Below are 16,344 nucleotides of genomic sequence, written 5' to 3' on the forward strand. Positions count from 1 at the left end.
ACTCGTCACTCTGTTCTCCGTTCTGCTCTGTTCGTCCAACGCCGCCACCGGTCGTCGACGTGTGCCGCATGGGTTGCCGAGCCGATCGCTCTCGCCACGGCACCGGGCCTGGCGAGGACCAACACATGTCCCTCGTGCGTACCGGTCGGCGTCGCCTCCGCCTCAGGTTCGGCGCCGATCATGATCGCCGTGTCGAGGACCCGCGACTGCCCCAGCACACCCGGCTGTGGGTGGCCTCCGTCGAGGGACAGCTCTTCGACGAAGAACGGCGTTCCATCGACGTCCCGGATATCAGTGGTGCTGACGATTCTGCCGCCGGCCTCTCCGGTCCGCCCCAGCACAAGGATCTCGCGCAGGCACACCTGCGCATCTGCACCCCTGCGCACGGTGGTGCGGCGTCTGACATGGGCGCGGTCGGCGACGACGAAGGGAAACGACTCCCACACCAGGACGCCCCCGTCACCGACGACCGCATCGACAGTCCATTCGGACAGCCTTCCCGTCGACGGATAGGCGACCGTGCCACCGATGTCTTCGATCCGCAGTGTGCATCCGGCGCCGACTTCGACCCTGATCGACACCGAATCACCGCCGAGGAGGGTCGCCCCTCCCGCAACGAGCGCGACATGCGCGAATCCTGCCGTCCGGGTCACCAGCCTCGGTTGCAGCAGTCCCGGAGCAAGTCGAACTTTCAGCCGTCCGCCCGGCGCCGCCTCGGTGACCGCGATCGTCGTCATACCGGTTCGTGTCGATGGTCGTGCGCGTCATCTGCACTTTCGTGACTGTGCACGTATCCTCCGTCCTCGTCGGCGTGGAAGTGGGGAGCCATCGGCCCCGGGTCCTGCGGTTCATGCGCCCCGGCTCGATGATCGCTCAGAAGCGAGAGCAGCCATTGGCGCAGCCGCGCAATGGAGGACTCGTCTCTGCGGGAGAGAGCGAGGACCGGCCCGCCCTCACGCGCCTCGGTGGCATCAGCGACCATCAGTTCGACGTCGACGCCGACGTACTCGGCAAGGTCGGTCTTGTTGACCACCAGCAGGTCGGCGCGGGCGATTCCGGGTCCGCCCTTGCGGGCGACGTCCCCGCCGCCGGCGACGTCGAGGACGAAGATCTGCGCGTCGATGAGCGCCGGCGAGAACGTGGCCGTAAGATTGTCTCCCCCGGATTCGACGAGGACGAGGTCGAGTGGGAAGTAGTCGCCTTCCAACCGTTCGACCGCCTGCAGGTTCGCCGTCACATCGTCGCGGATCGCAGTATGGGGGCAGGCCCCGGTTTCGACTGACCGGATCCTGTCGGGGTCGAGCACCCCGGCTGAACGGAGGAGCCGAGCGTCCTCATCGGTGTAGATGTCGTTGGTGATGACGCCGATGCGGATCTCATCGGCCAGCGCTCGGCAGATGAGCGCGATCAGCGAACTCTTTCCGGTTCCGACAGGACCGGCAACCCCGAGTCGCAGGGCCCTTTCGGAAGGTGGGAATTCAGGCACGGAACAGCCTCCTCGGCAACACGGACTGGACCTCCGCCCAGTCCTCGATCAATGGAGCACCCGCTGCGGGAAGCGCCTCAGTGCGGGTGAGTCGGGACAGTTCGGACACGGATCCCTCGATCGCCGCGCAGGCGTCGAGCACCCATTCGGTGACGCGGATGGGGTCAGTGGGTTCGAGTTTGAGTGCGGCGGCGGCAACGGTCTGTGCGTCGTCGTAGGCGACGAGGCGCACGAGGTCGTCGGGCCCGATGCCGGCTCCGGCGGCGATGATGCCGAGCACGATGGGGCGGGGCAGGGGCCGCGTTCGGAGCACCTCGGCGGTCTGCGGCCAGATCCTCTGCCCGATTCTCGCCAGTCCGGCACCGAGTGCGATGGCGATGTCCCGCAGAGCAGGGCTCGGCGTCCGGGCGGCCCATTCGATTTCGAGGTCGCCGAGGCGGTCGATGACGATCCCGGCCGCTGATAACGGTCCGTGTTCTGTCAGGTGCCTGGCGATCACGGCCGCACCCGCTTCGACGCGCACGACCGTGGCCATTCGGGCGCGCATGTAGTCGGCGATCTCGCCGGGGTCCAAGCCACGTCGCAGACCGGCCTCGACTCCGTTCGAGGACACATGAGCACCGGCCGGCAGTCGCGAGTCCGCGAGCAGCATCGCCAGGGTCGCCGAAGCGTTGGTGCGGGCGGGAAGGTCGATGGAGTTCACGAGCATCAGAACATCTGGTAGAGACGGCCGAGGGGAAGCGTCTGCGCCGGCGCAGCGGTGACGGGTTGACCGTCGATCGCAATGGCGAAGGTGTCGGGGTCGATGTCGATGTCCGGGCGCGCATCATTGCAGCGCATGTTCTTCTTGCCGATGTCTCGGGTCGGTGCGACGGGCTTGAGGTCACGGCTGAGACCGAGCCGGTCTCGTAGGCCCGATTCGACGGCGGCCGGTGCCGTGAAGGACACGGACAGCCGGGCCCCGTCGTCGGCGCCGAAGGTCGGCCGCATGAGGACAGGCTGCGGTGTCGGAATGGAGGCGTTCGGGTCACCGAGTCCCGCCCAGGCGATCGACCCGCCTTTGATGACGAGGTCCGGGCGGGTTCCGAAGAAGCGCGGATCCCACAGCACGAGGTCGGCCGTCTTCCCCGCCTCGATCGACCCGATGTAGGCATCCACCCCATGGGCGATCGCAGGGTTGATCGTGTATTTGGCGACGTAGCGGCGAGCTCGCTCATTGTCCGCGGGCAGGGACTCACCGAGGTCGCCCATCCTGTGCTTCATCACGTGGGCGACCTGCCAGGTCCTGGTGATCACCTCGCCGATGCGGCCCATCGCCTGAGCGTCGGAGGAGGTGATCGACAGTGCGCCCATGTCGTGAAGCAGGTCCTCCGCCGCAATGGTCGTGGCCCGAATCCGGGACTCGGCAAACGCGAGGTCCTCGGGCACTGCGGGGTTGAGGTGATGGCAGACCATGAGCATGTCGAGGTGCTCGGCGACCGTGTTCGCGGTGTGCGGCAGGGTCGGGTTCGTCGACCCCGGCAGGATATTCTCCAGAGCCGCGATCGACAGGATGTCGGGGGCGTGGCCTCCACCGGCCCCCTCGACGTGGAACGCGTGGATGCTGCGTCCGCCGATCGCGGAGATCGTCGATTCGACGAATCCTGCCTCGTTGAGGGAGTCCGAGTGCAGCGCCACCTGCAGGCCGTGATCGTCGGCTGCGGTCAGGGCTGCGTCGATGGCGGCCGGCGTCGCACCCCAGTCTTCGTGGACCTTATAGCCGGCGGCTCCGCCGAGCGCCTGCTCGGCCAGCCCCGCGGCGGACACGGTATTGCCTTTGCCGAGCAGAAGCACGTTCATCGGGATGTCGTCGAGGGCGCGGAGCATCGCCCCGAGATGCCACGGACCGGGTGTCACTGTCGTGGCCTTGCTGCCCTCGGAGGGCCCGGTGCCGCCGCCGGCGACGGTCGTGATGCCGGTGGCGAGCGCCTCGTGCAGCTGGGACGGTGAGAGCAGGTGGACGTGGGAGTCGAAGCCGCCGGCAGTGAGGATGCGTCCCTCACCGGAGATGATGTCAGTCGACGGACCGATCCGCAGCTCGGGATGCACACCATCGGCGATGTCGGGGTTTCCGGCCCGTCCGAGCGCGACGATCCTGCCTTCACGGATGCCGACATCGGCCCGGACGATCCCCCACCAGTCGAGCACCACGGCGTTCGTGATGACCGTGTCGGGCGCCCCCTCGGCGGTCGTCGTCGTCCCCTGATTCATCGATTCGCGGATCGATTTCCCTCCTCCGAAGACCGATTCGTCGCCGCCTGCGGTCCGGTCCTCCTCGATCTCGATCCACAGGTCTGTGTCCCCCAGGCGCAGCTGATCGCCGAGGCTGGGGCCGTAGAGCGCGGCATATCGGTCGGTCGACAATCGTGCCATCAGCGATCACCCGCCGCAGCGTCGGGCAGTCCGATTCCGGGCACGAGTCGGCGTCCGCCCAGGGCGACGATCGGCACGGTGCGGGACGCTCCAGGTTCGAACCGCAGGGAGGTGCCGGCGGGAATGTCGAGGCGGAAGCCCTCGGCCCGGCTGCGGTTGAAGGCGAGCGCCGGGTTCGTGTCGGGAAGATGGATGTGCGAGCCGATCTGGACCGGCCGGTCTCCGGTGTTCTCGACCGTCAGCGTCGCCGTCTCGGCAGGGTCGGCGCGCACATTGAGTTCGCGCTCTCCGGCGCTGACCCTCACGGCGCCCGGTCCGCGGTCACGTAAACCTGTCACTGTCGGATCTTTCAGTCGATGGGGTTGTGGATGGTCACGAGCTTGCGACCGTCGGGGAAGGTCGCCTCCACTTGGACGTCGCCGAGCATGTCTGCGACATCTGTGAGCACGTCGTCGCGGGTGAGGACCTCGCGCCCGGTGGTCATGAGCTCCTCGACGCTCGCACCTTCCCTGGCACGTTCGATCGCCCATGTGCTCAGCAGCGCGACCGTCTCCGGATAGTTGAGCGCGATCCCGCGTTCCCGACGATCTCGGGCGACCATTCCTGCCACGGACAGGAGGAGCTTCTCGGTGTCAGCCGGTGTGAAATGCATCAGCTCCCTCAGCCTTTCGTGGGAACGCGCGAGGCCCCCGCACCATCGCATGGGGCGTCCCCACGACTGCGTGGAGCGTCCGCGGGCAGTACGTGTTCGCCGAGACGGTCGGTCGAGAAGTCGGCGAGGTAGGCGATGCCGCCCAATGCGCTCGTCGCTACGACTCCCGGGGCCCATTTCCAGTAGGACCTGGGGGCAAAGCGCAGGGTGTAGTCCTCGAGGCTCTCCGAGGCGGCGAGCTTCGCTTCGTTCCGGGTCGCGGGAGGCGGTGTGGTCCTGCTTGCGGACAGCGTCATCGTGGTTTCCTGACTCGTGCGGCGAGTGCGATCAGGAATCATGTTCGCAGTCGATTGTTTCTGCACGTGTCAGTTTCTGTTTCGAGCAGATGTCGGCAGGGGACATTGCGGGCGCTGCGCCAGTTGCCGCGCAACAGAAGACTGCTCAATCCATGCGGTCGTACCTCGAGCGCAGCGCGAGGAATACGCCGTAGAGAACCAAGCCAAGGCCCACTGCCAACAGCAGATACGGCCCGAACGGCTGGTCGCGCATGCCCTTGAGCGCTCCGTCGATTCCCGTGAATTCCTCCGGGTCGCCGGTCGCTGCCGACACCACGATGAGGGTGCCCACCGACAGCAAAGTCGCACCTTTGCCCAGATACCCGACAACACCGGTGAAACCGACGAGGAAGCGGGTGAACGCGCTGCGCGGCCGACGAAGCTCATCCTTCCACTTCCGGCGCAGACCATTGATACAGAACACGATGCCGATGATCGCAATCACGGCGCCGGCAGCCATGAGGATATACAGTCCGCCCGGAGCCTTCGCCACGGTCGCCGAGGCCTGTGAACTCGCCTTGCCAGAGTCGGATCCTCCGCCGAAGACGAACTGGGAGAAGGTCGCGGCAACCACCACATAGGCAATGGCAGAACCGACCATCGTGAAGAAGTCGATCCACTGCTTCCTCCCCTGCTTCTCCTGCAGATCCCGAGTACCAGCGCCACGCAGCGATGCTGAGCCGAAGAACGCGTTGACCAAGCACCACAAAGCCATCAACGCACAGCCGAGGAAGCAGACGATGATGAGCACCATGCCGAAGGGCTGCGAAGCGATCTGTCCGACCGCTCCGGCCTGGTCGGCTTCGCCGCCGCCCTGCCCCAGGCCGATCGTCACTGCCGTCGCGCCGAGGATGGCGTGGACCAATCCATTGGCGATGAATCCCGCGCGGGCCACACGCTCGAACCAGCGGCTGTCCGCGGCTTCCTGAGCCGCCGAATCAGCGCTGTCGGCGACCTGTCGAACCTTCTCTTTCTCGTCCACAGAGTCAGTGTCGCACAGCATCTGTACTTTTCTGCGCCGCAAACAAACAGAATCCTCGGACAGATGCGAAGAGGCGGAGCGCGAATACCCAGATGGGTTCGCACTCCGCCTCAGATCCGATCACACCGACTCTGACCGGCGACTGCCGACTCAGCCGCGCCGGTACCGGTTGTACAGCACCAGGGCTCCCGGTTCAGGACGGCCCTGCGGGCGACGTCCCCGCGAGATCGAGACGACGTCTCCGCCCACGGTGCCGGCCGCGAAGACGCGCGCATCGCGTTCCTGTGCCGACCTGCGTGCCCGAACTTCGTCCTCGAGTTCTTCATTGCGGCTCCTGAGTGCATCGACCTGATTCTGCAGGTCGATGATCTTCTTGATCCCGACGAGGTTGACTCCCTCGTCCTGCGACAGCTGCTGGATCAGTCGCAGCCTGGCGATGTCCTTCCCGGAATAACGCCGGCCCCGGCCCGCAGTGCGTTCCGGAGAGACGAGACCCAGTCGGTCATACTGCCGCAGCGTCTGCGGGTGCATGCCCGCCAGAGCCGCGGCCACCGAGATGACATACACCGCCGCACTCGACGAAATGTGCATGTGCATTGTGTTTCATCACCTCAACTGGCTTTGGCCTTGTCCAGGAGGCCGGCGCGGGGGTCTTCACCCTCGGTCGCAGTCCTGAACGACTCGACCGCAGCCTTGGCCTCCTTGGACAGGTTCTGCGGCACCACGATCTGGACCGTAGCCAGCAGATCGCCGGTGCCTTTCTTCGTCTTCACACCTTTGCCCCGCACGCGCAGGGTCCGTCCCGAGGGTGTCCCCGGTGCGACCTTGACCTTGACGGGCGTTCCGCCCAGGGTCGGCACCTTGACCTCGGCGCCGAGGGCCGCCTCGTCGAAGCTGACGGGCAGGTCCATGCGCAGATTGTCACCGTCACGGGTGAAGACCGGGTGCGGTTTCACGTGCACGGTGAGGATCACGTCGCCGGGCTCGCCGCCGTTGGGGCTGGTCTTGCCCTTGCCGGCCAGGCGGATCTTCTGTCCGTCCTTGACCCCGATCGGGGTGCGCACGGTCAGCGGCTTCCCGCCGGGCATGTTCAGCTTCACCGAGGCTCCGTTGCTCGCTTCGGTGAACGACAGCGTCGTGCTCGACTTGATGTCGCCGCCCTTGACTGGCGGCGAATATCCGCCGCCGTAACCGCCACCGCCGAAACCTCCGCCGAATCCGCCGAGCAGATCCGCCAGGTCCGGGGGAACGTCTCCCCCACCGCCGTAGGTCATGCGGGTCCTGGTGCGTCCGCCGCCTCCGAAGAGGTCGGAGAACACGTCGTCGAATCCGCCGCCCGTAGCCCCGCCGGGTCCACCGGAGCCGGCGCTGAACCGGGCACCGCCGCCCATGGCACGGACCTGATCGTACTGCGCCCGGGATTCCTTGTCGGAGAGCACCTGGTGGGCCTGGCCGATCTCCTTGAACTTCTCTTCGGCGTTCTCATCCCCGGGGTTGGCGTCCGGGTGATACTTGCGCGCGAGCTTGCGATAGGCCTTCTTGATCTCGGCGTCGGAAGCATCCTTGGAGACGCCGAGGGTTTTGTAGAAGTCCTTATCGAACCAATCATTCTGAGGTCCGGTATTCACCTGGCACCTCCTTTCCTTCCAATCAATCCTGTCATCACGGTATTCACTTGTCCTCTCACAATCCGCAGCCCCGGGGCACTGCCCCGAAGATCCGGACCGCCGTCGAGGCGGTTGCCCGCCCCCGTACGTCGGTGAACCGGCGTGCGGGGCGGACGGCCGCCTCGGCGATCGTTGTCGTTCAGTCCTCCGGCTGCTGGACACCGACGCGGGCGGCGCGGATGATGCGCTCCCCGATTCGGTAGCCCGGCTGCATGACCAGGAAGAGCGTCGGATTCTCGACCTCATCCGACGGCTGCTGCATGAGCGCTTCGTGGATGTTCGGGTCGAACTCGTCGCCGACCTCGCCGTACTGTTCGACGCCGATCTTGTTCAGCGATTCGACGAGCTTGTTCACGTGGGTCTCGAAAGGCCCGCTGACATCGCCGTTCTCGCGAGCGAGCTTGACCTCGTCGAGCACGGGGATCAGGGCCTCGACGGCCTTGATCGTGCCGCCGAGGGCCGCACGCTCTCGTTCGCGGTCGGCGCGCATCCGGTAGGCCGCATACTCGGCGTTGATGCGCTTGAGGTCGGCCAGGTAGCCCGCCGCGTCCGAACCCGGTTCGGGCTCGGCCTCCGGTTCGACGTCCTCAAGCCCCGAAGCATCGGCGGGGATGTCCACACCGAGGTCGCTGGCATCGGCTGCCTGTTCGGCGTTCGGATCCGCGGTCGGCTCCTCGCCGGCCCCGGCCGAGGCCGACTGGGCGTCGGCCTCGGGACGGACCTCACCGGTGTTCGGATCGACCCGGCGCTTGTCGCTGAAGGTGAAGCCTGGCTCCTCGGACGACTTGTCGTTGCCCTCGGCAGTCATTACTTCTTCTCCTCATCCTCATCGTCGACAACTTCGGCGTCGACGACATCGTCGTCTGCGCTTGCATCGGCGGTACCTTCACCGGCAGCTTCGGCGCCTTCGGCACCGCCCTGCTGGCTGTAGATGGCTTCGCCGATCTTCTGCTGGTTCTCCACGAGCTTGTCGTAGGCGGACTTCACGGCGTCGTCGTCTTCACCTTTGAGGGCTTCCTTGACGGCGTCGACATCGCCCTGCATCTCGGTCTTGAGCTCTTCCGGCAGCTTGTCGGCATTGTCGGTCAGCAGCTTCTCGGTCTGGTAGGCGAGGTTTTCCGCATTGTTGCGGACGTCGGCAGCCTCACGGCGCTTCTTGTCCTCTTCTGCGTGCTCCTCGGCCTCACGGACCATGCGGTCGATGTCTTCCTTCGGCAGCGCGGAACCGCCGGTGATCGTCATCGACTGCTCGGTGCCGGTGCCCTTGTCGGTGGCAGACACGTGGACGATGCCGTTGGCGTCGATGTCGAAGGCGACCTCGATCTGCGGCACACCGCGCGGAGCCGGAGCGATACCGGTCAACTCGAAAGTGCCGAGGTTCTTGTTGTCGCGAGTGAACTCCCGCTCACCCTGGAAGACCTGGATCGACACGGAGGGCTGGTTGTCCTCTGCGGTGGTGAAGGTCTCCGAACGCTTGGTCGGGATCGGAGTGTTGCGCTCGATGAGCTTCGTCATCACGCCGCCCTTGGTCTCGAGTCCGAGCGAGAGCGGGGTGACGTCGATGAGCAGAACGTCCTTGCGCTCACCCACGAGGACACCTGCCTGCACGGCGGCGCCGATTGCGACGACCTCATCGGGGTTGACACCCTTGTTGGGCTCCTTGCCTCCGGTGAGTTCGGTGACGACCTGGGTCACGCTGGGCATGCGGGTCGATCCGCCGACGAGGACGACGTGGTCGATGTCCTTAACGGACACGCCGGCATCCTTCATCACAGCGTGGAACGGAGCCTTGGTGCGCTCGAGGAGGTCCTTGGTCAGATCCTCGAACTTCGCCCGGGTGAGGGTCTCATCCAGGTGGATGGGTCCGTTCTCACTCATCGACAGGTACTGCAGCGAGATGTTCGTGCTGGTAGCCGAGGACAGTTCCTTCTTGGCCTGCTCAGCGGCTTCCTTGAGGCGCTGCAGAGCGGTGGCATCCTTGGTCAGGTCCACGCCGTAGTTGTTCTTAACCTGCTCGACCAGCCAGTCGACGATCCGCTGATCCCAGTCGTCACCGCCGAGGCGGTTGTCACCCGAGGTCGCACGGACCTGAATGGTGGAGAAGTCGTCTTCGTCCTTGGCAACCTCTAGCAGGGACACGTCGAAGGTACCGCCACCGAGGTCGAAGACGAGGATGAGTTCGTCTTCCTTGCCGCGCTCGAGGCCGTAGGCCAGAGCGGCAGCGGTGGGCTCGTTGATAATGCGCGAAACGTTGAGGCCGGCGATCTCACCGGCGTCCTTGGTGGCCTGGCGCTCAGCATCGTTGAAGTATGCGGGAACGGTGATCACCGCGTCGGTGACCTTCTCCTGCAGGTACTCCTCGGCGTCGTGCTTGAGCTTCTGGAGGATGCGGGCCGAGATCTCGGGAGCCGTCATCTTCTTGCCGCCGATTTCGGTGGACCAGTCGGTGCCCATGTGGCGCTTGACCGAAGAAACGGTGTTCTTGATGTTCGTGACGGCCTGGCGCTTGGCGATCTCGCCGACGAGTGAGTCGCCGTTCTTATTGACTGCGACGACGGACGGGGTCGTGCGACCGCCTTCGGCGTTCGCGATGACCTTCGGCTCGCCGCCTTCGAGGACTGCAACGACGGAGTTCGTGGTTCCGAGGTCGATTCCAACTGCACGTGCCATAGTGTTCTCTCCTTTGTTCGTGAGTTCCTGCGACTCGAATGTGTGCGATCGGGCGGCTCCGGTTCTTGAGTCAGAACCACTCGACCGCACACATTGAGCCAACTGGACTCAAGTATTCTCTTCGAGGTTTCGACCGTCAAGTCGACCTCATCAAAGTTGCGTACACCAGACTCAACTTTGCTGAGGGCCGTTTTATTCCGGCGGGAGAGAAATTCTTTTTGCAGCCGACCGCAGACGTGCGAACTCGCCTTCAACACGCAATGACCGCAGGCCCAGCCCCGCCGGCCCTGCAGCCTGTCAGAGCCGGACAGAGGACAGAGGGCGACAAACCACTAGTGGCCACCGCCGAGACCGCCTGTGAGGCGAGCATGGAACGCAGTCGTGAAGTCGTTCATGCCGACGAACTCCACTGATTTCCCGTGCTGCTCGTATTTCGTCTCGATCGTGTCGAGAGCGGCGACGGTCGACGCGTCCCAGATATGCGACTTCGTGAAATCGATGACGACCCGATCCGGATCGTCAGCGTATTCGAACAGTGTCGTCAGGTCGTTGCTGGAGGCGAACAGCAGCTGCCCTTCGACTGCATAGCGCGCGACCTTCTGATCACCCTGCACCTGGATCACACGGCGAACGTCGATGAGATGGGCAACGCGACGGACGAACATCACAGAGGCCACGAACACCCCGACGACGACGCCGATGGCGAGGTTGTGAGTCGCGACGACCACGGCGACGGTGATGACCATGACGGCAGTTTCGCTCTTGGGCATTCGCTTGAGCGTGGCGAGCCTGATTGAGTGCCAGTCGAAGGTGCCGACCGAGACCATGATCATCACGGCGACGAGGGCCGCCATCGGAATGTCGGACACGATGTCGCCGAGCGCGACGACGAGGATCAACAGGAACAGCCCGGCGAGGAAGGTCGATATGCGGGTGCGGGCGCCGGAGGCTTTGACGTTGATCATGGTCTGGCCGATCATGGCGCATCCGCCCATGCCGCCGAAGAACCCTGAAAGGATGTTCGCCACTCCCTGGCCCCAACCTTCGCGGGTCTTGTTCGAATGCGTGTCTGTGACATCGTCGACGAGCTTCGCCGTCATCAGTGATTCCATGAGTCCGACGAGGGCCATCGCCAGAGAGTAGGGGGCGATGATCGTCAACGTCTCCCAGGTCAGGGGGACGCCGGGGATGAACAGCTCCGGCAGACTGCGGGGCAGCTCCCCCTGATCGCCGACGGTGGGGACGTTGAGCGCGAAGGCCACGACTGCGACGGTGACGATGATGATCGATATCAGCGGAGCGGGGACGACCTTGGTGATCTTCGGCATGACGATCATGATGACCAGACCGACTGCGACGAGCGGGTAGACCATCCAGGGCACATCGATCAGCTGTGGGAGCTGCGCCGAGAAGATGAGGATCGCCAAAGCGTTGACGAATCCGACCATGACGCTGCGGGGGATGAAACGCATCAGCTTCGCGGCACCGAACACGGCGAGCACGATCTGCAGCACTCCGGCGAGCAGGACGGTGGCGATGAAGTAGTCGATTCCGTATTCACGGGCCACCGGCGCGATGACGAGCGCGACCGCACCGGTCGCGGCGGTGATCATCGCCGGGCGTCCGCCGACGAAGGCAATGGTCACGGCCATGATGAATGAGGAGAACAGGCCGAATTTCGGGTCGACGCCGGCGATGATGGAAAACGAGATCGCCTCAGGGATCAGCGCCAGCGCAACGACCAGTCCCGCCAGGACTTCTCGCACGAGTAGGCGCGGAGTCTTCAGTGCGGTCGCCACCGAGGGGTCGGGCAGGTAGCGGCTCCGGTCGTCGGCGGTGGTCGTGGTCGTCGTCATGTTTGAGCCTCCAAGTCCGGGAGCACGTCAGGTGTGACACCATCTGAAAGAGGGATGCGCCTGCGCGAGTTCGGCATGCTCCCGCTTCACGCGAAAGGTGAAATCCGGGAACGCACCGCGCCGCCATACGGGCGCCGGAATCAACCTTAACGTAACGTAAGGGTTGGCGTGAATTGAGGAGAGTGTCGATGGCCGAGACCGGAATGATGCACATCGGAGAGCTGGCTGAACGCACGGGGCTGTCGCTGCGGACGATTCGCCATTACGACCAGATCGGCCTGCTGACTCCTTCGGGCAGGTCGGAGGGAGGTTTCCGCCTCTACACGGAAGACGATCACGACCAGCTGATGCTGATTCGCAGGATGAAGCCGCTGGGGTATTCGCTGGAGCAGATGGGTGACCTGCTCCGGGCACTGGAGAGTGCTCGCGGAAGCGAGCCGTCCCGGGCCGATGGAGCGAATGAGCTGGCGCAGTTTCTCGATGATGCTCACGAACGCCGCAGCAGACTCGCACGTCAGCTCGCCGCCGCAGATGAGTTCATCGATCAGCTCAACTCACGGATCACTGACTAGAGGAGCGACTTCGGGGAGCTGAGGATTCGACTCAATCGCCGAGGTGGTCCTCCAGATCGTCGAGGATCTGACCTGCTCCGGTGGGCCCGAGGCCGAGGAACCAGACATCATCGTTGACGCGGATGGCTCTGCCCTCTTTGACCGCGTCGAGCCCCTGCCACTGGCTCGACTCGAGCGCCTTCGTCTCACCTGTGGCACCAGGGTCGCCGTAGCTGGTGTAGAAGACATAGTCCCCGGCGGCCTGGTCGAGGTTCTCCGGGGAGATCTCGACGGCGAGTTCATCGACGTCCTGATTCTTCGGGCGCTTGAAACCCGCGTCGCTCAGGATGACTCCGATGAGCGACTGATTCGCATAGAGGCGCAGGCGCTCGGGCATGAAGCGCACGAGTGAGATCGTCGGATCACCGTCGACAGAGTCCTTGAGGTCACCGGCCTCACGAGCGTAGTCCTCGAGTTCCTTCGTCGTCTCGTCTTCCATGCCCATCGCCTCACCGACGAGGCGGAAGTTCTCCTTCCACGGGAATCCCGGACGGATGGAGAACACCGTCGGGGCGATCGAGTCGAGCTCGTCGTAGAGCTTGTCGGCGCGAAGCTGACTGCCGAGGATGAGATCGGGTTCGAGCGAGGCGATCTTCTCGAGATCAAGCTCTTGAATCGTGCCGACCGTCTCGACTCCCTCGACCTGGTCTTCGAGGTAGCTCGGCACCGGACTGGCGCCTTCGGTCGTCACCATGCCGACGGGTGTGATGCCCAGCGACAGGACATCGTCGAGCTCTCCGGTGTCGAGAACGACGACTCGCTCGGGCTTCTTCTCGATCTCGGTCGTGCCGTTGGCATGCGTGACCGTTCGCGGGAAGACCCCGGCCTCGGCATCGCTGCCGAGCTTCGCGGTCTCCTCGTCAGCAGTGCCGAAGTCTTTGCCGCCGACGGCGACGTCCTTGTTACTGGCATCCCCATCGGCGCCTTTGTCGTCCTCGGCAGCACAGCCGGTGGCGAGCAGGGCAAGAGTCAGTGCGGAGGCGGCCGCTGCGACCGCCCGATTCTTCAACGTCAGATTCACACAGATGAGCCTACCCTAAGCACTCACCTCGCTCGACACACCGCATCTTTCGCGGAGTCTCATCACGAATGCAGTATCACGGGCTAACTTAGGTTAGGCTCATCTTCTCAAGCGAACATTCTCGAAAGGTCCCCTATGTCCCGCGTCAAACCCGGCAGCACACGCGTATTTGCCGCAGTCACCCTCGCCACCGCTCTCAGCCTCAGCGCCTGCGGCGGGTCCGGCTCTTCCGACTCCGGCGATGGCGACACCGCCGCCGACGGTCAATGGCCCCTGACGATCACGGACGACGCCGGCCACGAAGTGACCATCGACGAAGCTCCCGAATCGATCGTCTCCACCTCGGTGACTCTCACCGGCACCCTCCTCGCCGTCGACGCACCGGTCACCGCCTCCGGGGCCACCATGCCCAATTCCCCCGTTGCCGACGATCAAGGCTTCTTCACGCAGTGGAGCGACGTCGCGAAGGAGAAGGACGTCAAAGCCCTCTACCAGGGCGACCCCGATGTTGAGGCCGTACTCGCCGAGGAACCTGACCTCATCGTGGTCTCGAAGACCGGCCAGGACTCAGCGAACGCCATCTACCATCAGCTCAGCGACATCGCCCCGACCGTCGTCATCGACTACGGCGACAAGGACTGGCAGGAGGTCACCACCAAGCTCGGTGAGATCACCGGCCACGCGGATGAGGCGAAGAAGGTCAACGACGAGTTCGGTTCCCGCGCCGAGAAGGTCAAATCCGCCATCGACGCCCCGAAGCAGCCGGTCACCGGCATGATCTTCAACGAGAAGGCCAAGGGCGGAGGATCCGGGGCCAGCGCGAACATCTGGACCCCGGAATCCGCTCAAGGCAAGCTCCTCCAAGAGGTCGGCTTCGAACTCGCCGAGGTCCCCGAAGGCACAGCCGGCCAAGGCGAAATGGGCAAACGCGCCGATATCGTCGAAGTCACCGGTGAGAACCTGTCGAAGGCCGTCACCGGCGAATCCCTGTTCCTGTTCAACGCGAACGAGAAGACCGCCGCCTCGTATGCGAAGAACTCTCTGGTCGAGAGCACACCGGCGGTGAAGAACGATGCCGTCTATCCGATGGGCCTCGACTCATTCCGCCTCGATTACTACTCCGCCACGAACGTCCTCGACCGCATCGAGGACGAATTCGGCAAGCGAGCACCTGAACACGAAACGGGCGGCCGGCAGCGAAGATTTCTTTCGCTGCCGGCCGCCCGTTCTCTGCCAATGGAGCCCTTTGGGCTCTCCGGACGGGGCCGCCTCGGTGATCTGATTGCCAGCCGCGGGGCCGCCTCGGCGAATCAGCCCTTGACCGGTCGGGAGCTGATGATCTCCGCGCGCTCGTCGCGGTTGAACTGACGCAGCTGGGTCACATGGGACGGGTTGAGCTCGGAGACATCGGCGACCTGGAGCAGGCGCATGGTGCGCTCGACCTGCTCGCCGAGGATCTCGATCGTCCGGTCCACTCCCGCTCGACCGCCGGCCATGAGGCCGAAGAGGTAGGCGCGGCCGATGAGCGTGAAGTCAGCGCCCAGCGCCAACGACGCGACGATGTCGGCGCCGTTGCGGATTCCGGTGTCGATGATGATCTCCACGTCCTTGCCGATCTCACGAGCCACCTCGGGGAGGAGTTCGAAGGGAACGGGCGCGCGATCGAGCTGACGTCCGCCGTGGTTGGACAGGACGATCGAATCGACGCCGAGGTCGGCGAGCTTCTTCGCATCCTCGAGCGTCTGCACGCCCTTGACGGAGAATTTGCCGGGCCACATGGCGCGGATCTCAGCGAGGTCATCGAAGTTGATGGAGGGGTCCATCGCCGAATCGAGGAGCTCGCCGACGGTGCCGCCGGTCTCCGACAGGGACGCGAACTCGAGCTTCGGGGTGGTCAGGAAGTCCCACCACCACCAGGGCCGCGGGATCGCGTTGAGGATCGTCTGCGGGGTCAGCTGCGGCGGAATGGAGAAGCCGTTGCGCGTATCGCGCAGTCGGGCACCGGCGACGGGAGCGTCGACGGTGAAGAAGAGAGTGTCGAACCCGGCGTTCTTCGCCCGCTCGACGAGGCCGTAGGAGATGTCGCGCTGCTTCATCACATAGAGCTGGAACCAATTGCGCCCGTGCGGGTTGGTCTTCTTGACGTCCTCGATCGACGTCGTGCCCAGCGTCGAGAGCGTGAACGGGATGCCCGCAGCCCCCGCGGCGCCGGCGCCGGCGGTCTCACCCTCGGTCTGCATGAGTCGGGTGAAGCCGGTCGGCGCGATGCCGAAGGGCATGGCCGAGCTGCCGCCCATGATCTGGGTCGAGGTGTCGACGTTCGTGACGTCCTTGAGGATCGAGGGGTGGAACTCGATATCGCGAAAGGACTGGACCGAGCGCTCCATCGAGATCTCGCCCTCGGCGGCGCCGTCCGTGTAGTCGAACGCCGCGGCCGGGGTCCGGCGCTTCGCGATCTTGCGCAGGTCCTCGATCGTCAGTGCGTTCTCCAGGCGACGTTTCTTCGGGTCGAGTTCGATCTTCTTGAACTTCATCAGCTCGAAGATCTCGGCCGGCTGAGGAATCTGCCTCTTGACCATGTTCATCGCTCCTTCGGTTAGGCGGTGGTTGAGAAGTGGGTGGTGGCTGGTGCGGGTGGTCCGATCGGCAAGA

Annotated in this window: 16 protein-coding genes and 1 pseudogene; 2 read left to right on the forward strand and 15 right to left on the reverse strand. The window is 64.7% G+C overall.

Going from position 1 to position 16,344, the window contains the following annotated elements:
• Window positions 1-5 precede the first annotated feature (5 nt).
• From CXR29_RS15295 to CXR29_RS15355, 13 genes and pseudogenes are all read right to left on the reverse strand, one after another.
• Window positions 6-737 (reverse strand): urease accessory protein UreD, encoded by a 732-nt coding sequence (locus CXR29_RS15295; RefSeq protein ID WP_127365002.1) that lies wholly within the window; start codon window positions 735-737, stop codon window positions 6-8.
• Window positions 734-1,486, reverse strand: a complete 753-nt coding sequence (ureG, locus tag CXR29_RS15300) for an urease accessory protein UreG (RefSeq protein WP_101554511.1) — start codon at window positions 1,484-1,486, stop codon at window positions 734-736. Before ureG ends, CXR29_RS15295 begins: the two co-directional genes overlap by 4 nt.
• Complete coding sequence (locus tag CXR29_RS15305) at window positions 1,479-2,195, reverse strand: urease accessory protein UreF (protein ID WP_127365003.1); 717 nt, start codon at window positions 2,193-2,195, stop codon at window positions 1,479-1,481. Before CXR29_RS15305 ends, ureG begins: the two co-directional genes overlap by 8 nt.
• Window positions 2,195-3,898 carry an urease subunit alpha gene (locus CXR29_RS15310; protein ID WP_127365004.1) on the reverse strand — a complete coding sequence of 568 codons (1,704 nt, stop codon included), beginning with the start codon at window positions 3,896-3,898 and terminating at the stop codon, window positions 2,195-2,197. The genes CXR29_RS15305 and CXR29_RS15310 overlap by 1 nt, the downstream gene beginning before the upstream one ends.
• Entirely contained in the window at window positions 3,898-4,236 is a 339-nt protein-coding gene (gene ureB / locus CXR29_RS15315) for an urease subunit beta (protein ID WP_101554508.1), read from the reverse strand. Before ureB ends, CXR29_RS15310 begins: the two co-directional genes overlap by 1 nt.
• 11 nt (window positions 4,237-4,247) lie before the next feature.
• Window positions 4,248-4,550, reverse strand: coding sequence for an urease subunit gamma (locus CXR29_RS15320; protein WP_101554507.1), 303 nt, complete (start codon window positions 4,548-4,550; stop codon window positions 4,248-4,250).
• A gap of 113 nt (window positions 4,551-4,663) precedes the next feature.
• A pseudogene (locus CXR29_RS15325) lies at window positions 4,664-4,846 on the reverse strand (hypothetical protein); the annotation flags it as partial.
• 145 nt (window positions 4,847-4,991) lie between these two features.
• Window positions 4,992-5,867, reverse strand: a complete 876-nt coding sequence (locus tag CXR29_RS15330; protein WP_127365005.1) for a DUF1206 domain-containing protein — start codon at window positions 5,865-5,867, stop codon at window positions 4,992-4,994.
• Window positions 5,868-6,017: 150 nt separating this feature from the next.
• Entirely contained in the window at window positions 6,018-6,458 is a 441-nt protein-coding gene (locus CXR29_RS15335; RefSeq protein WP_164742896.1) for a heat shock protein transcriptional repressor HspR, read from the reverse strand.
• Window positions 6,459-6,478: 20 nt separating this feature from the next.
• Complete coding sequence (locus CXR29_RS15340; RefSeq protein WP_127365007.1) at window positions 6,479-7,495, reverse strand: DnaJ C-terminal domain-containing protein; 1,017 nt, start codon at window positions 7,493-7,495, stop codon at window positions 6,479-6,481.
• A gap of 178 nt (window positions 7,496-7,673) precedes the next feature.
• The gene (locus CXR29_RS15345) at window positions 7,674-8,342 is read right to left on the reverse strand and encodes a nucleotide exchange factor GrpE (protein WP_127365008.1); all 669 of its coding nucleotides are present in this window, start codon (window positions 8,340-8,342) and stop codon (window positions 7,674-7,676) included.
• Window positions 8,342-10,204, reverse strand: coding sequence for a molecular chaperone DnaK (gene dnaK, locus CXR29_RS15350; RefSeq protein WP_101594909.1), 1,863 nt, complete (start codon window positions 10,202-10,204; stop codon window positions 8,342-8,344). Before dnaK ends, CXR29_RS15345 begins: the two co-directional genes overlap by 1 nt.
• A gap of 332 nt (window positions 10,205-10,536) precedes the next feature.
• Complete coding sequence (locus CXR29_RS15355; protein WP_127365009.1) at window positions 10,537-12,060, reverse strand: SulP family inorganic anion transporter; 1,524 nt, start codon at window positions 12,058-12,060, stop codon at window positions 10,537-10,539.
• 188 nt (window positions 12,061-12,248) lie between these two features.
• Between CXR29_RS15355 and CXR29_RS15360 the strand changes: the two genes are divergently transcribed.
• Complete coding sequence (locus tag CXR29_RS15360) at window positions 12,249-12,632, forward strand: MerR family transcriptional regulator (RefSeq protein ID WP_101554501.1); 384 nt, start codon at window positions 12,249-12,251, stop codon at window positions 12,630-12,632.
• Between the two features lie 31 nt (window positions 12,633-12,663).
• Here the strand turns inward: CXR29_RS15360 and CXR29_RS15365 are convergent, their stop codons facing one another.
• Entirely contained in the window at window positions 12,664-13,692 is a 1,029-nt protein-coding gene (locus CXR29_RS15365; RefSeq protein WP_308297947.1) for an ABC transporter substrate-binding protein, read from the reverse strand.
• A gap of 135 nt (window positions 13,693-13,827) precedes the next feature.
• Here CXR29_RS15365 and fepB point away from each other — a divergent pair, with 135 nt between their 5' ends.
• Window positions 13,828-15,060: a Fe2+-enterobactin ABC transporter substrate-binding protein gene (fepB, locus tag CXR29_RS15370; protein WP_127365010.1), complete on the forward strand. Its 1,233-nt coding sequence runs from the start codon at window positions 13,828-13,830 to the stop codon at window positions 15,058-15,060.
• On the opposite strand, the gene CXR29_RS15375 is transcribed toward fepB, so the two are convergent.
• Window positions 15,003-16,271 carry an alpha-hydroxy acid oxidase gene (locus CXR29_RS15375; protein WP_101596222.1) on the reverse strand — a complete coding sequence of 423 codons (1,269 nt, stop codon included), beginning with the start codon at window positions 16,269-16,271 and terminating at the stop codon, window positions 15,003-15,005. The two genes, fepB and CXR29_RS15375, sit on opposite strands and share 58 nt — an antisense overlap.
• Window positions 16,272-16,344: the final 73 nt, after the last annotated feature.

Source organism: Brevibacterium linens, assembly GCF_003999335.1.
In the GTDB taxonomy this organism is placed as follows: domain Bacteria; phylum Actinomycetota; class Actinomycetes; order Actinomycetales; family Brevibacteriaceae; genus Brevibacterium; species Brevibacterium linens.

What these genes read in the sequence shown, in the direction of transcription:
- CXR29_RS15295 (WP_127365002.1), bottom strand. Translation starts at nt 737, where the DNA reads ATGACGACGATCGCGGTCACCGAGGCGGCGCCGGGCGGACGGCTGAAA.
- CXR29_RS15305 (WP_127365003.1), bottom strand. Translation starts at nt 2,195, where the DNA reads ATGCTCGTGAACTCCATCGACCTTCCCGCCCGCACCAACGCTTCGGCG.
- CXR29_RS15310 (WP_127365004.1), bottom strand. Translation starts at nt 3,898, where the DNA reads ATGGCACGATTGTCGACCGACCGATATGCCGCGCTCTACGGCCCCAGC.
- CXR29_RS15320 (WP_101554507.1), bottom strand. Translation starts at nt 4,550, where the DNA reads ATGCATTTCACACCGGCTGACACCGAGAAGCTCCTCCTGTCCGTGGCA.
- CXR29_RS15335 (WP_164742896.1), bottom strand. Translation starts at nt 6,458, where the DNA reads ATGCACATTTCGTCGAGTGCGGCGGTGTATGTCATCTCGGTGGCCGCG.
- CXR29_RS15345 (WP_127365008.1), bottom strand. Translation starts at nt 8,342, where the DNA reads ATGACTGCCGAGGGCAACGACAAGTCGTCCGAGGAGCCAGGCTTCACC.
- dnaK (WP_101594909.1), bottom strand. Translation starts at nt 10,204, where the DNA reads ATGGCACGTGCAGTTGGAATCGACCTCGGAACCACGAACTCCGTCGTT.
- CXR29_RS15355 (WP_127365009.1), bottom strand. Translation starts at nt 12,060, where the DNA reads ATGACGACGACCACGACCACCGCCGACGACCGGAGCCGCTACCTGCCC.
- CXR29_RS15360 (WP_101554501.1), top strand. Translation starts at nt 12,249, where the DNA reads ATGGCCGAGACCGGAATGATGCACATCGGAGAGCTGGCTGAACGCACG.
- fepB (WP_127365010.1), top strand. Translation starts at nt 13,828, where the DNA reads ATGTCCCGCGTCAAACCCGGCAGCACACGCGTATTTGCCGCAGTCACC.
- CXR29_RS15375 (WP_101596222.1), bottom strand. Translation starts at nt 16,271, where the DNA reads ATGGTCAAGAGGCAGATTCCTCAGCCGGCCGAGATCTTCGAGCTGATG.